The organism is Undibacterium hunanense (assembly GCF_014284335.1).
Taxonomy (GTDB): Bacteria; Pseudomonadota; Gammaproteobacteria; order Burkholderiales; family Burkholderiaceae_D; genus Undibacterium; species Undibacterium hunanense.
Genome location: NZ_JACOGF010000009.1, coordinates 48,483 through 63,114 on the forward strand (window position 1 = coordinate 48,483; position 14,632 = coordinate 63,114).

The 14,632-nt window shown below is 51.4% G+C and carries 10 protein-coding genes and 1 tRNA gene; 7 read left to right on the forward strand and 4 right to left on the reverse strand.

The features are described from left to right. Positions 1-17 precede the first annotated feature (17 nt). On the reverse strand, positions 18-2,288 hold the full coding sequence (locus tag H8L32_RS17305; RefSeq protein ID WP_230412282.1) for a TonB-dependent receptor: 2,271 nt from the start codon (positions 2,286-2,288) through the stop codon (positions 18-20). Between the two features lie 634 nt (positions 2,289-2,922). Between H8L32_RS17305 and H8L32_RS17310 the strand changes: the two genes are divergently transcribed. From H8L32_RS17310 to H8L32_RS17340, 7 genes are all read left to right on the forward strand, one after another. Further along, positions 2,923-4,119: a BaiN/RdsA family NAD(P)/FAD-dependent oxidoreductase gene (locus H8L32_RS17310; RefSeq protein ID WP_186948521.1), complete on the forward strand. Its 1,197-nt coding sequence runs from the start codon at positions 2,923-2,925 to the stop codon at positions 4,117-4,119. A gap of 279 nt (positions 4,120-4,398) precedes the next feature. Continuing rightward, positions 4,399-4,611, forward strand: a complete 213-nt coding sequence (rpsU, locus tag H8L32_RS17315; RefSeq protein WP_005877634.1) for a 30S ribosomal protein S21 — start codon at positions 4,399-4,401, stop codon at positions 4,609-4,611. Between the two features lie 164 nt (positions 4,612-4,775). Next, positions 4,776-5,222 carry a GatB/YqeY domain-containing protein gene (locus H8L32_RS17320; protein WP_186948522.1) on the forward strand — a complete coding sequence of 149 codons (447 nt, stop codon included), beginning with the start codon at positions 4,776-4,778 and terminating at the stop codon, positions 5,220-5,222. 45 nt (positions 5,223-5,267) lie between these two features. After that, complete coding sequence (gene dnaG / locus H8L32_RS17325) at positions 5,268-7,061, forward strand: DNA primase (protein WP_186948523.1); 1,794 nt, start codon at positions 5,268-5,270, stop codon at positions 7,059-7,061. Positions 7,062-8,284: 1,223 nt separating this feature from the next. Further along, complete coding sequence (rpoD, locus tag H8L32_RS17330) at positions 8,285-10,456, forward strand: RNA polymerase sigma factor RpoD (RefSeq protein ID WP_408058946.1); 2,172 nt, start codon at positions 8,285-8,287, stop codon at positions 10,454-10,456. Between the two features lie 179 nt (positions 10,457-10,635). Continuing rightward, positions 10,636-10,713: transfer RNA gene (locus tag H8L32_RS17335), tRNA-Ile, on the forward strand. A 6-nt stretch (positions 10,714-10,719) separates the two neighbouring features. Continuing rightward, the gene (locus H8L32_RS17340; protein WP_186948524.1) at positions 10,720-12,207 is read left to right on the forward strand and encodes a DEAD/DEAH box helicase; all 1,488 of its coding nucleotides are present in this window, start codon (positions 10,720-10,722) and stop codon (positions 12,205-12,207) included. Between the two features lie 68 nt (positions 12,208-12,275). Here the strand turns inward: H8L32_RS17340 and lhpI are convergent, their stop codons facing one another. The 3 genes from lhpI to H8L32_RS17355 form a co-directional block, all read right to left on the reverse strand. Then, a complete protein-coding gene (gene lhpI, locus H8L32_RS17345; RefSeq protein WP_186948525.1) occupies positions 12,276-13,229 on the reverse strand; it encodes a bifunctional Delta(1)-pyrroline-2-carboxylate/Delta(1)-piperideine-2-carboxylate reductase in 954 nt (317 codons plus the stop codon). Positions 13,230-13,431: 202 nt separating this feature from the next. After that, the gene (locus tag H8L32_RS17350) at positions 13,432-14,133 is read right to left on the reverse strand and encodes a hypothetical protein (protein WP_186948526.1); all 702 of its coding nucleotides are present in this window, start codon (positions 14,131-14,133) and stop codon (positions 13,432-13,434) included. A 1-nt stretch (position 14,134) separates the two neighbouring features. Then, a complete protein-coding gene (locus tag H8L32_RS17355) occupies positions 14,135-14,632 on the reverse strand; it encodes an RNA polymerase sigma factor (protein WP_186948527.1) in 498 nt (165 codons plus the stop codon).

Here is a 14,632-nt window from a genome sequence, read left to right on the forward strand (position 1 = left end):
TTATGCTTAACAGACTATCAGAAGTTGGCCTTGAATTGCACGCCGTAGCTGCGTGGTTCGTTCAGGATACCTGTGAGGTTGTTGAAATCAATGGCGGCGACGACCTGTTGCTTGTTGGTGATGTTGCGACCGTAAGCTGCCAGTTCATACTTGCCATCTGCCCACATATAGCCCACGCGTACGCCGCCTTCCAGCAGGGACTTGGCGCGGTATTCCTTGGCTTCATACAGGAACATGTTGTAGCTGTCCTTGTAAGACCAGTCGGTGTTGGCGTACAGCGTGCCTTCGCCGATCTGTGTGGAATAACGCAGTGAGAAGTTACCTACCCACTTCGGTGCGCGTGGCAGGGGATTGCCACCGATCAGTACCGTGCCTTTGACCGGGCCGGCAGGATTGGTGACTGTACAGCCGTTACCGCATGGGGCGACGAACAGTTTGTCGTCCTTGATTTCAGTATCGTTGTAGCTGATGCCGACGGTAGTTTTCCAGTTGCGGCTCAGGTTGGCCTGCAAATCCATTTCAAAGCCCTGACCGACGGCTTTGTCCGCATTCACCAGTTTATTCTGGTTCACGCCGCCGCTACCTGCGGTCAATTGCAGGTCCTTAGCTGTGTACTGGAATACCGTAGCGCTGACACGTGCTGTGTTATCCAGGATGTCTTTCTTGATACCGGCTTCGAAAGACAGGGTTTTTTCAGAGTTGGCTACAGAGATGCTGTCACCAAACAGAACTCGGCCCTGGATACTTGGGGCGCGATAGCCGGTGGCGATACGCGCAAAGACGGACGTTGCCTTGTCCAGCGTGTAATTGGCACCCAAATCCCAGCTGATGTTGGTGGCAGATGGATTAGCTCTGAGTACTGGCGTGCCTGGTGTGCCGAATGCAGTGCCAGGTGTCCAGGTGCGTTGCGCATCAAAGTCTTTTTTGTCACTGGTATAACGCAAGCCGCCGCGCAGTTTGAACTGTTCAGTCACTGCATAGTTGACAGTGCCGAAGGCTGCCCAGGATTTGGCATTCTGATGTTGTACTGCATAACCATCTTGTGGATTGCCTGGTGCCAGGGAATTGTAGTCAAAACTGTCTACCTGCAGTTCTTCGCTGAAATAATACAGACCACCTATCCATTGCAATGGGTCTTTTGTATTCGATTCAACGCGGAATTCTTGCGTGATCTGTTTCAGACTAGGCAAGCCATCGGCTGTTTCTGACGGGAAGGGGATAAAGCCCGGGCCCATGCTGGATGCGAAGGAGGCACCATAGCCACCGTCAACGTCAGCGCGGCTGTAGAACTTCGCTTTGTCATAAGCTGTGATGGAATGCAGGCTGATGCCTGGCAAATCCCAGCGCAGACGCAGGCTGCCGCCGGACGATTTCAAGGTTTGGGTGTTCAGACCGTCAGTCGGGTAGCTGCCATAGTCAAAGCCGGGCACCAGTTCATTCGTACCCTTTTGTATGATGTTGGCGCGGAACAGGGTGGCATTGCCGGACATGTCGCGGCCATGCAGATTGATCAGGGCGCTGAAGTCACCATTTTTGTACGCGAATTGCAGGCGTGCTGCATTGTCGCGATAACCTTCGAGGTTTTTCTCGCCAGTGGAGCGTGGATTGGTGACGCGGTCATCACGGGTCTGTGACTGACCAGAGAAGCGCATTGCCCAGTCTGGACTCAAGGGAACGTTGACGGCACCTTCCAGATTGATGGCCTTGTAATTACCAAAACCGACGTTGGCATAACCTTCAAAGCGGCGAGTTGGCTTGGCAGAGTCAAACTTCAATACACCGGCAGGGGAGTTACGGCCAAACAGCGTACCTTGTGGGCCACGCAGAATTTCAACCTGATCCACGTCAAATACCGGGAAGCCTTTCAGCATCGGGCTTTCCTGTACGACGTCATCATAGACCAAGCCTACTGGCTGGGATGCATTCAAATCGAAATCGGTGTTACCCAGGCCGCGGATATAGAAACGCGGGAAAGTACGACCAAAGTCGGATTCCACATTCAGGCTGGGTACGCGGGCTGCAAGGAAGCGAATATCCTGGCCGCTGGCATTGTAGGTATCCAGTGCTTCGCCCTTGATGGCGGAAATGGACATCGGGACTTCCTTGATGTTTTCTGCGCGGCGGTTAGCAGTAACGATCACTGTTTCCAGTTGTGTACCGTCATTTTTGGCTTCAGGCTTGGCGTCCTGGGCCCAGGCAGCTTGCATGGGGAAGGCGGCAGCAACGGCCAGGGCAACGGCGCTCAGCCCGACTCCCTTGTGTAGTTGCTGAGAAATAGTTTTGCGCATAGGTATGTTCCCAAAATGATGTTAATCGAGGGTGTTCTGGCATGGTGCATATGCACCATCCCTGAAATGGGGCGTGGTGAAATAAAATTTCGCTACAAGAACCATCGCAATCGTTTGCGTAATCGTTTGCGTGGCTGCGTTGTTGTTATCTCTCTTGGCCAGAAACAAGTCAAGAATTACTTATTTGATTATAAGTAAATGCGCTTTTTGGAAGAAATATGTTGTGTATTTCAAACAGGGATGCGCTTGATTTGACGCAAAACTGATTTGCGTTTTTTTGGTGCGTCAGGCAAGTGATTTGGTGCGTCTGATTTAATCGATACGTGAAACGACGGCACAGTTTTCAAATCAATTATGACATTGGAAAAATGAGCAGCATTTGTGTATCAAGATGTTACAGCAATGGGTCCTGTTTTCTGATGCATGCAAAGGATGGCTGCTGTAAAAATCAGGCAAGGGGTTTGCCTGCCAAGTAGCTTGATCAGTAGCTCTATAACCCGCTCTATAACCCGCTCAATGAGCTTGATTCGTACACAGGAATTATTCCGGATTGGAATGCAAGGATTCCTGTTTGCGGACGAGCCTGCATGCCCTGCGCTACAATCTCGCCTGAATTTTGTGAAAGTAAAAAGCCATGAGCAAACAGTTTGATCTTGCCGTTATCGGCGCCGGTGCTGCCGGTTTGATGTGTGCAGCAGTCGCCGGTCAGCGTGGCAAGCGCGTGGTGTTGATAGACCACGCAGATCGCCTGGCAGAAAAAATCCGTATCTCTGGTGGGGGACGCTGCAATTTCACTAACCTGCATGCGACGCCGGCTAATTTTTTGTCAGAGAATCCACATTTTTGTAAAAGTGCACTCTCGCGTTATACCCCGCAAGACTTCCTGACGCTGATGAAGCGCCATCACATTGCCTGGCATGAAAAACACAAGGGCCAGTTGTTTTGTGATGACAGTGCAGAAGATGTCATACGCATGTTGAAAACTGAATGTGACGCCGGTAAAGTGGAATGGCGCATGGGCTGCAAGGTGGACGATGTACAGCAGGATGGTCAGGGATTTATCTTGCATACTGGTGCCGGTGAAGTGAAGGCAGGGCAGGTGGTGATTGCTACTGGCGGTTTATCCATACCGAAGATAGGTGCAACTGATTTTGCCCATAAAATTGCGCGTCAGTTTGGCTTGAAAATCATAGAGACGCGCCCGGCGCTGGTGCCATTGACTTTTGACGCCACGGCATGGGAGCCATTTGTGCCCTTGTCCGGTATTTCGCTGGAGGTGGATATAGAAACCGGTGAGAAAAAAGCACGTACCGTATTCAGGGAAGATTTATTGTTTACCCACCGTGGCCTGTCTGGTCCGGCGGTCTTGCAGATATCCAGCTTCTGGGAATCTGGCAAAGCCTTGCGCATTAATCTTTTGCCCGAAATCGATGTGGCGCAGGACCTGGTGGAAAACAAGACCACGATCAAGAAAAATCTGGCCAATCATTTATCGCAATACCTGCCGGCCCGGCTGGTGGATGGCTTGCTGCTGGCGCACGGTTTTGCCGGTGACGCAAAGGTGGCCGATATGCCTGACAAGCGCCTGCGCCTGATAGGTGAAAAACTGAATCGCTGGGAACTGGTGCCGAATGGCTCCGAAGGATATCGCAAGGCCGAGGTGACGCGAGGTGGTGTTGATACCCGTGAATTGTCACAGCAAAGCATGATGAGCAATAAAGTGCCTGGCCTGTATTTTATAGGTGAGGCGGTGGATGTGACTGGCTGGCTGGGTGGATATAATTTCCAGTGGGCCTGGGCATCGGGCACTGCCGCTGGCCTGTCGGTGTAATGTAGCCTGGACGTTGTGTTTTTGCATAAGACCTTGATTTGCTTTATACTGTAGGGAGTATAAATTTCAGGCTATTGTTGCAGGAGGGGAAACGGTTAAGTATTTGCCTATACTCCCATAAATCAAAGAAGAACAGGGATGTTGATCTGACGTTGCGCAGGCTTTTATTACCGGCCCCTGCAAGTATTTGCGCAAGATTTAATCAAGCTTCTTCCATTAATCTAATTTTCCTGTTAATATCTCGGTCTTCCTATAAATCTTTCCATGGTTTGAACTTACATGACCACAATTCGCCTTAAAGAAAACGAGCCGTTCGAAGTCGCCATGCGCCGCTTCAAGCGCACTATCGAAAAGACCGGTCTGTTGACCGAATTGCGCGCTCGCGAGTTCTACGAGAAGCCAACAGCGGAACGCAAGCGTAAGCTGGCTGCTGCTGTTAAGCGTCACTACAAACGTATTCGTAGTCAGCAATTGCCTAAGAAGATGTACTAATCCTGTTGTTGTGTTCGGCGGTTGGTTTGCCGGGTACATCGCGGTTATCTGCTTAGGTTTGCATGCCCGCTCCGGTCAGCCGCAGCGGGCTTTGTTGTTTTTGTCGAAATGTTATTCGACGATTGTTTGACTACTATTTGATTAATTAATATCAGGGGTTGGCCATGACTTTAAAAGAACAGATCACCGACGACATGAAGGCCGCAATGCGTGCCAAAGAAACAGCCAAACTGGGCACCATCCGCCTGTTGACTGCTGCCATGAAGCAAAAAGAAGTGGATGAGCGCATAGAACTGGACGATGGCATGGTGTTGGTGATCATAGAAAAAATGATCAAGCAGCGCAAAGACTCCATCACGCAGTTTGAAGCCGGTGGTCGCCAGGATCTGGCAGACATAGAAAAAGCTGAGCTGGAAATTTTGTCGAAGTACATGCCTGCTGCTCTGTCAGATGAAGAAGTGCAGGCTGCCGTGGCTGCCGCTGTGGCTGAAACCGGTGCTGTTGGTCCGCAAGACATGCGCAAAGTCATCGATGTATTGAAAACCAGGCTGGCCGGTCGTGCCGATATGGGCAAGGTGTCTGGTTTGGTTAAGGCGGCACTGGCAAAATAATTTGCCGGCGCCGCGCGTGTTGAATTCATTTGCTGGCATCCTGCTTTGATACCTCAGAGTTTTATCCAGGATCTACTGGCCCGCGTTGACATTGTCGACGTGGTGGGTAAATACGTGCAGTTAAAAAAAGGTGGCGCAAACTACATGGGTTTGTGCCCCTTTCATAATGAAAAATCCCCCAGTTTTACAGTAAGTCCGACCAAGCAGTTTTATCATTGCTTTGGCTGTGGTGCGCATGGCAGTTCCATCGGATTTTTGATGGAATATTCCGGCCTCAGTTATGTCGATGCGATTCGCGATCTGGCGCAAAGCAATGGCATGATCGTGCCGGAAGAAGATCGCATGCTGCCGGCACAAAGGGCAGAAGTGCAGGCAAAAAGTCTGGCCCTGTCCGAAGTCATGACCAAGGCCGGTGAATATTACAAGCAGCAATTGCGTACTGCGCCACAAGCTATTGCGTATCTGAAAAAACGTGGTTTGACCGGTGAGGTGGCGGCGCGTTTCGGGCTGGGTTTTGCACCTGATGCCTGGGATGGCTTGCGTTCTGTCTTCAATGATTATGGCGATGCTTCGCTGGTTGAGGCTGGTCTGGTGATAGACAAGAGCGAAGAAGAGGGCGGCGGGCGCAAGCGCTATGACCGTTTTCGTGATCGCGTCATGTTCCCGATCCGTAATACCAAGGGGCAGGTGATCGGTTTTGGCGGTCGCATCATGGAGCAGGGCGAACCTAAATACCTGAATTCGCCAGAAACCCCCTTGTTTCAAAAAAGCTTTGAGTTATACGGTCTGTTTGAAGCGCGCCAGCCGATACGCGAAGCTGGTTACGTGTTGGTGACAGAAGGTTATATGGATGTGGTGGCATTGGCGCAAATGGGTTTCCCGCAAGCCGTGGCCACTTTGGGAACGGCCTGTACGCCCACCCATGTGCAAAAACTCCTGCGTCAGACGGATCACGTAATTTTTAGTTTTGATGGTGACAGTGCCGGGCGTCGTGCCGCAAGGCGCGCGCTGGATGCCTGTCTGCCGCATGCAAACGACGACAAGATCATCAAGTTTTTGTTCTTGCCGACCGAGCATGATCCGGACAGTTTCATTCGTGAATTTGGTGCTGAAGCCTTTGAGCAGGAAGTGCATGATGCCATGCCGCTGTCGCAATTCTTCATGCGTGAAACCATAGGTGACAATGACCTGACGACGGCAGAAGGGCGAGCCAGAACACAGTTTGATGCCAAGCCTTTGTTGCAGGCGATGCAGCCTTCCGGCCTGCGTTTGCAACTGGTGCGTAATCTGGCGCAGGTGACGCAGACCAGTCCGGCAGAAATTGAAACCATGTTTGAATTGAGTCAGCCGGTAGCGCGCCAGAAACTGGCGCCGCCCAAATCCAAGCGCAGTGCGCCTGTGGGGCTGGAGCGACAGATTATCCGCATTCTGGTGGCGCATCCTTCGCTGGCATTGATGCTGGATGACAGCATGCTGACGGATGCCGCCATGTTGGCGCCTGACGGTGCTGCCATGCTGGGGCAACTGGTGGCGATAGCACAAAGCATGGGTGAGCATGCCCAGTTTGCTGCCCTGGCAGAACAGTTACGCGCCAGTGGATCTGATTTTGATGCATTGATTGCCGAAGTGGCTGAGCAGACCGAAACCGATATCGACATGGTCAGGCAGGAATTGTCTGGCGCCATACGCCAGGTGCGTTTTCAGGTATTGCGGTCAGAACTGGACGCGCTGGCTGCGCGTGGCCTGCGTGAAGAAGCAGATATTGCCCGTTATCGCGAAATTATGTTGTTGCAGGGGCAATTGCGTAAAGAGGCAGAGGCTGAAGCCGCCAATCGCTGAGGTGGTGGTTTGAGCTCGTTTATCCTGCCTCTGTGTTGCTTTTAGATAAATTCCAGAGGTTTTTTCGTTGCTGGCTTGATGATTGCTTGACCTGGCCCTTGTTATTGCGGCTTTCGCCATCAATTGCTGTGCATACTTGAAGAATTATTGCGCTGATTGCACATTTTGCTAAACCATTTGGCAATTTTTTGTGTGCAAAACTGTATTGAAATGCCTGTAACTGCTTTGATATTGCCTAAATTTTGTTCAGGAAATAGCTATATGGCATAGTCTTGGGCTGGAGTAAAGTACGCTCGCGTGTTATAATTAAAGGCTTTCGATTCAAGGTCTTAGGTTGTTTCATTCTGGGCAAAGCTCTTGGCATTTGCGTGGAATGTGTTGTTTAGGTGAGTGTAATGCTCCTCCGAGTAACCCAAAACACTGGCGCTGAGACTCGGGAAGTCTGAAACAAACAAGAGTTTGCTCTGCGATGCAGGTCGCAAGATCTGATGGCAGCGCATTTTCTTTTTTGTGAAATCCACACAGGCGACTTCCTCAGTTCCGGATGGTTTGATTCAATGGCTAACGCAATGAAGAAACCCGCGAAAACCCTGGCATCCACTACGGTTAAGAAAACCGTGACTACCGCGCCCAAAAAAGCGCAGGCCACGGCCGTAACAAAAACGGTAAAGACCGTTGCCAGCACCGCGAAAGCGGCAAGTGCAGGCAGCAATGCAGCAGCGAAGGCATCTGTAAAGGTGGTTGCCGGCAAGCCGGGTAAAACCGCTGTCGTTACGCCGCCCGCATCAAAGTCCGGTAGCAAGCAGGTGAAGACTGCGGAAAAAGTGCTCGAGAAAAAAGGGGTTGCGAAAGACGTTAAAGCGCCTAAAGTAATAAAGAATACGGTTGCAGTGACACCACAGGCAACGAAACAGGTAGCAAGTAAAGCAGTATTGAAGGCGGCAGCAAAAGCCAAAGACGTGGATGTTGAAGAGTCCAGGTCTGCGACAAAAACGGCTGGTAAGGACGTGAGCGGCAAGAATGCGAAACCCCCGGCAAGAAAAGAGAATTTGCCTGCAGAAGCGGCCAGTTCTCAGGCAAGTGGAAAAGCCAAGAGTGCAGCACTAGCCAGGCCTCAGCCAGAACCAGTATCCGTATCATCGAAAGCTTCTGTGACAATTAACAAAACCGATTCAAAGACAGTGACTAAGCCAACCAAGAATTCAGCAAAAGCTGCACCAGAGGTGCAGGAAATCAAGACCGGTTCTGCGCCTACCGTAAGCCAGACTACCGATGCTGCGGTGCTTGCCGCCATTGACACTTCCGGCTATGTATTGCCTGGAGTGAAGGTGCCTGGTCGTCGTGGTCGCAAGCCTAAGGAATATCAGCCAGAGAATGAAGAAATCGCTGCATTGAACGCGGTAGAACGCGCTGAGATGAAAGCGATAGACAAGGCCAAGGCAAAAGATCGCAAAGCCAAGGAAAAAGCTTTGCTGAAAGATGCTTTCTCATCTGATCCGGAAGCCACAGAAGAAGAACTCGAACGCCGTCGCCAGAAACTGAAAACTCTGATCAAGCTGGGTAAGGATCGCGGCTATCTGACGTTCGCTGAAATCAATGATCACTTGCCGGAAAACGTCGTTGATCCGGAAGCGATTGAAGGCATCATCGGTACCTTCAATGACATGGGTGTGGCTGTGTATGAACAGGCCCCCGATGCAGAAACCCTGTTGTTGTCGGATAACGTCGTCACTGTCACGACCGATGATGATGAAGTGGAAGCCGCTGCTGAAGCTGCGTTGTCCACGGTCGATTCCGATTTTGGTCGCACCACTGATCCGGTACGCATGTATATGCGTGAAATGGGTTCGGTTGAGTTGCTGACGCGCGAAGGCGAGATCGTCATCGCGAAAAAAATCGAAGAAGGCCTGAAAGACATGATACAGGCGATTTCTGCCTGTCCAACCACGATTGCTGAAATCCTGGCTGCGGCTGACCGTATTGCAGCCGATGAAATCAAGATCGATGAAATCGTCGATGGCCTTGTGGATCCGAATGCGACGGAAGAGTCTGCGCCTGTTGCTGCGGTTGTCGTCGTCGAAGAAGAGTCAGAAGAAGACGAAGAAGAAGACGAAGAAGAAGATGAGGAAGATGATGATGGTGGCGCCGCCGGTGCAGCTGCCATTTCTGCAGAACAGCTGGAACAACTGAAACGTGATTCGCTGGCAAAATTCGAAATCATTGCGACGAATTTTGAAAAAATGCGCAAGTCCTTCGAAAAAGAAGGCTATAACTCCAAGTCTTACATCAAGGCACAGGAAGCGATTTCCGGTGAATTGCTGGGCATACGCTTTACTGCCAAAGTGGTTGAAAAACTGTGCGATACCTTGCGTGGCCAGGTAGATGAAGTACGCCATGTGGAAAAACAGATACTTGAAGTGGTGGTTAATCGCTGCGGTATGCCGCGTTCGCATTTCATCAAAGTCTTCCCTGGTAATGAAACCAATCTGAGCTGGGTTGAAGGCGAAGTGAATTCCGGTCATTCCTACAGTGCTGTGCTGGGTCGTAATATCCCTTCAGTACAACAACTGCAGCAAAAACTGATTGATTTGCAGGCCCGCGTTGTATTGCCTTTGCCTGATCTGCGCAACATCAATAAAAAGATGTCTGCTGGTGAGATGAAAGCGCGCAAGGCCAAGCGTGAAATGACCGAGGCCAACTTGCGTCTGGTAATTTCCATCGCCAAGAAATACACGAATCGTGGTTTGCAATTCCTGGATTTGATCCAGGAAGGCAATATCGGTTTGATGAAGGCAGTGGACAAGTTTGAATACCGTCGTGGTTACAAGTTCTCGACGTACGCCACCTGGTGGATACGTCAGGCGATTACCCGTTCCATCGCTGATCAGGCACGTACCATCCGTATTCCAGTGCACATGATAGAAACGATCAATAAAATGAATCGTATCTCACGCCAGATCTTGCAGGAAACAGGCGTCGAGCCGGATCCGGCTACCCTGGCGATCAAGATGGAAATGCCGGAAGATAAGATTCGCAAGATCATGAAGATTGCGAAAGAGCCAATTTCCATGGAAACACCGATCGGTGACGATGACGATTCGCACCTGGGTGATTTCATTGAAGATAACCATACACTGGCTCCGGCTGATGCAGCCCTGCATGCATCCATGCGTAATGTCGTCAAGGATGTGCTGGATTCACTGACACCGCGTGAAGCAAAAGTACTGCGCATGCGTTTTGGCGTTGAAATGTCTACCGACCATACTCTGGAAGAAGTGGGTAAACAATTTGACGTGACCAGGGAGCGTATTCGTCAGATAGAAGCCAAGGCATTGCGTAAATTACGTCATCCTTCGCGTTCTGATAAGCTGAAGAGCTTCCTAGAAGGTAATTAATGTTGTACAATGGGCGTCGGTTTTTTCGGTGCCCATTCAATTGATATTGTGCTGAGTTTTTAGTAGGTAGGCACAGTATTTTGCAGGTGGCAGCATCGGGCTTTTCCTGCAAACCTGAAGTATTTTTCCAATCCTGGATTATCCTCAGATTAAAGCAGGCAGAGCTTGCAGAAAGAATTGGGCCTCTAGCTCATGTTGGTTAGAGCAGCGGACTCATAATCCGTTGGTACCGTGTTCGACTCACGGGAGGCCCACCAAATACCATGACTGATATCAAGTCCCCAGCTATACCTGTCCCCGGGCAAACTACACCAGACGTGAAGTTTGCTGATTTCGGCCTGTCGCCGGATATTTTGCGTGCCCTGACTGATCAGGGTTATGTCCACCCCACACCTATACAAGAACAGGCTATTCCGGTTGTTCTGCAAGGGCGTGACGTCATGGGTGCGGCACAAACCGGCACTGGCAAGACCGCCGGCTTTTCCCTGCCCATTATCCAGTTGCTGCTGGCGCATGCGAATACCAGTGCATCACCGGCACGCCACCCGGTGCGCGCGCTGATACTGACGCCTACCCGTGAGCTGGCTGATCAGGTCGCTGAAAACGTGAAAGCCTATTCTCGCCATACACCCCTGCGTTCTACAGTCGTGTTTGGTGGGATGGATATGGCACCGCAAGTTGCGGCCCTGCGTTCCGGCGTTGAAATCGTGATTGCCACGCCTGGGCGCCTGCTGGATCATGTGCAGCAAAAAACCATCAACCTGTCCCAGACCCAGATCCTGGTCATGGATGAAGCCGATCGCATGCTGGACATGGGCTTTTTGCCTGATCTGCAACGCATCATCAATCTGCTGCCTAAAAAGCGCCAGAACCTGATGTTCTCCGCTACCTTTTCACAGGAAATCAAAAAGCTTGCAGCCAGCTTTTTGACCAATCCGCAGACGATAGAAGTGGCACGCAGCAATGCCACGGCTGACAATGTCACGCAGATTCTGTATAAGGTGTCGACGGAAGAAAAACGCGATGCCGTATCCTTTATCATCCGCGAACGCGGCTTGAAACAGGTGATTGTCTTTTCCAATACCAAGATAGGTGCATCACGTCTGGCTGTACATCTGGTCAAACAGGGTGTCAAGGCATCGGCAATTCATGGTGACAAGTCACAGCAAGAACGCATGGCTGCACTGGAAGCCTTCAAGCAGGGCGAAGTTGAGGTGCTGGTGGCGACTGACGTGGCTGCACGTGGACTGGATATTGCAGAACTGCCTTGCGTCATCAATTTTGATTTGCCATATAACGCCGAAGACTATGTACACCGCATAGGCCGTACTGGTCGTGCCGGTGCCAAAGGGGATGCGATTTCCCTGCATACCGATCAGGATGAGCGTTTGCTGATCGATATCGAAAAAATGATCAAGCAAAAGATCGTGCGCCTGAACCTGGCTGGTTTTGTTGCTACATCCGTACATCAGGCTGAACACCGTGCGCCGCGTGAACGCGCTGACCGTGGTGGCGAAAGAGGCGCTGAGCGTACCGAACGCACAGAACGGACTGATCGTGCCGACAGAAGTGACAGGCCAACACGCAGTTTTCAACCGCCAAGAGAAAAAATCGATCCCTGGTTCCTTAAGCCTTACGAACCTAGCGCCTCTGCCGCCACACCAGTGGCAGATGCAACAGACGGCAAGGCAGGCACTACAGCCAAGCCACAAAGAAAAGCAGCCTTGCTTGGTGGCTTCTCCAAGACCTGATCAGCATTGCCCCATCTGGCTACTCAGCCATGCTGGCTGACTTGAACGAAAAATGGCTGTATGACGCTTTAGGCGTTGGCAGCCAGACTTTCCCAGACCAGGTTGGCGGCACATAAATCTTCTATCGCCGTTCCCACCGATTTAAACACACTGATGTCTGTTGCTTGCGTTCTTCCGGGATGTTGGCCTGCACAGAGTTCGGCCAGTTCCGCAACGATGGCTGATCTGGCCAGGCTTCCATTGGTCAGGGTTTGCGTCAGGTCCCCCGCCTCTGCCAGAGCGCCTGCGTACGTATCCACGTAGACAGTGGCCTTGTGCATCAGGGCATCGTCCACTTCACGCATATCGGGGCGAAATCCACCCACCAGATCCACATGTGTGCCTGCCTTCACATGTTCACCCAGTACCACCGGGGTCTTGCTGGTGGTCACACAGGAGATGATGTCGGCCTGCGAGCAGGCAGCTGCCAGGTCACTTACCACTTCAATATGGACAGTTGCAGGCAGCTCGGCATGTTCACGCAGCATCCTGGCAGTCAGTGCAGATTTATCGCCTGATCGTCCCCAGATGCTGATATGGCTGACAGGCCGGGTATGGCAATGTGCAACCGCAATGTGTGGAGCCAGGCTGCCATTGCCGACCAGCAGCAGACGCTGACTGTCGCTTCGGGATGCAAACGATGATGCCAGTGCTGAAGCGGCAGCTGTGCGACGCAGGGTCAGTTCTTCGCCATCCATCAGGGCCAGCGGCGCACCGGTTTGCGTATCAAACAAAACAAAGATCGCATGTACCGAGGGCAGGCTGGTATTGTGCGGGGCAACCGTCACCAGTTTCACTCCCAGGTGCCCGTGGCTTTGCCAGACCGGCATCAGCAAAAGACTGGAATTATCCGCCTCTGACAGGGTATGCGCATGTCGCCTGGGGGCGATCATGTCTTCCGTGAACGCTTGGCGCAAGGCAGGAATCAGTCTTGCGTAGGGCAATGCGGCACGGACTTGCTGCTGGCTGTAATGGGGAATCATGGTCTTCATCTGGTTTGTCTGGCTTGTCTGATCTATCAGGTGAACCTACATTAAGGGCTGGTAATCGGCCATGCTGGTTCTGGCTGACTTTGCTTGCGTACTCAAGTGACAGTAACACTCGCAAACCAAAGCTTGGTTAGAAAATTTGGTTAGCATACGACTATGAGCAATTGTAATTGAACGCGTTTTGCAGGTGATGGACTCAATGGCTGGATGTCGCATCAGTTTTGCTTTCTGCAGGCATTTCTTCAAACTGCGCCAGTGTCTTTAAGAAATGCCTGGTCTGTTTATAATCTTCGCCTGCCAGCGAATCGGTAAGCGCCTGGAAGCTTGCCGAGCGACTCAACCGTCCTGACAGCAGCTTGGAAATACCTATCGCCAGCGGGATGAACATCAGGCTGACCATCAGGCTGGGGATGATGAAGTTCTCGGTTTTTTGATACAGGTCCACGCCAAACACACCCTTGAAAAGCACCAGCAAAAACGGAATGAACCAGACAATTTGCCCCAGCAGGAACGCCCATTTGAACAGCTTGAGCCGCCCGGCTTTCAGTTCTGCCAGTTGTCTTTGCACGCTAGTGATGGGCTGTGCAAAATCCAGGTCTTGCAAGGCATGCCGCTGTTGATGGTTAAGCAGGGGCATGGCGATGGTCCATGCCAGTATGGTCAGGGCAGGCAGGGCAAATTTCAGGTCCGTGATGTAATGCGACAGAAACCAGATCAGGTAAATCAACACGGGGGTGCCGGCAATGATTTCATATTTGTCTGTCCAGCCCCATTTGCTGATTTCGCGCCTGTGCTGTTCCAGCAGGGATAATCGCAACATCTGGGTATTCAGCCTGACAGCCTGTTCCAGGCCCTTATCCCTGGCTTGCCATTCGGTTTTTAAAAGATCGAGATTCATCTTAATTTCCTTCTGCAAAACGACTTTGTAATTTCTGTTTGATACGACTCATGCGGGTGGCGACATTGCTGGTAGTCAGTCCCATGATGGCGGCAATTTCATCATTGCTGTAACCATCCATGAAGAGCAGGATCAGGGCGCGATTGAGTTCATCAAGTTCGCTGATGAGTTTGTCCAGGGTGCGTATATTGTCGCTTTGTGCATTGAAGAGCTGATCTGCTTCTGCAATGTCCAGGCCAAATTCTTCCAGTGGCAAGGTGTCACGCAATTGCCGTGTTTCGCTGCGGTAGTGCGAAATGGCGACATTCATGGCGATGCGGTACATCCAGGTGGAAAACAGGACGCGCTGGTCAAAGCTGCGAAACGAACGCCACAACTGCATCACCATGTCCTGCACCAGATCGCGCCGGTCTTCTGCATTACGGCAATAACTATAGGCAATCTTGTACAGCAGACGCTTGTGCGCTGCCAGTTGTTGCAGGAAGAGTGCTTCATCCAT

Bases quoted from the DNA above. Each gene is read 5' to 3' on its own strand.
- H8L32_RS17305 (WP_230412282.1), bottom strand. From the start codon at position 2,288: ATGCGCAAAACTATTTCTCAGCAACTACACAAGGGAGTCGGGCTGAGC.
- H8L32_RS17310 (WP_186948521.1), top strand. From the start codon at position 2,923: ATGAGCAAACAGTTTGATCTTGCCGTTATCGGCGCCGGTGCTGCCGGT.
- rpsU (WP_005877634.1), top strand. From the start codon at position 4,399: ATGACCACAATTCGCCTTAAAGAAAACGAGCCGTTCGAAGTCGCCATG.
- H8L32_RS17320 (WP_186948522.1), top strand. From the start codon at position 4,776: ATGACTTTAAAAGAACAGATCACCGACGACATGAAGGCCGCAATGCGT.
- H8L32_RS17340 (WP_186948524.1), top strand. From the start codon at position 10,720: ATGACTGATATCAAGTCCCCAGCTATACCTGTCCCCGGGCAAACTACA.
- lhpI (WP_186948525.1), bottom strand. From the start codon at position 13,229: ATGATTCCCCATTACAGCCAGCAGCAAGTCCGTGCCGCATTGCCCTAC.
- H8L32_RS17350 (WP_186948526.1), bottom strand. From the start codon at position 14,133: ATGAATCTCGATCTTTTAAAAACCGAATGGCAAGCCAGGGATAAGGGC.
- H8L32_RS17355 (WP_186948527.1), bottom strand. From the start codon at position 14,632: ATGGATGAAGCACTCTTCCTGCAACAACTGGCAGCGCACAAGCGTCTG.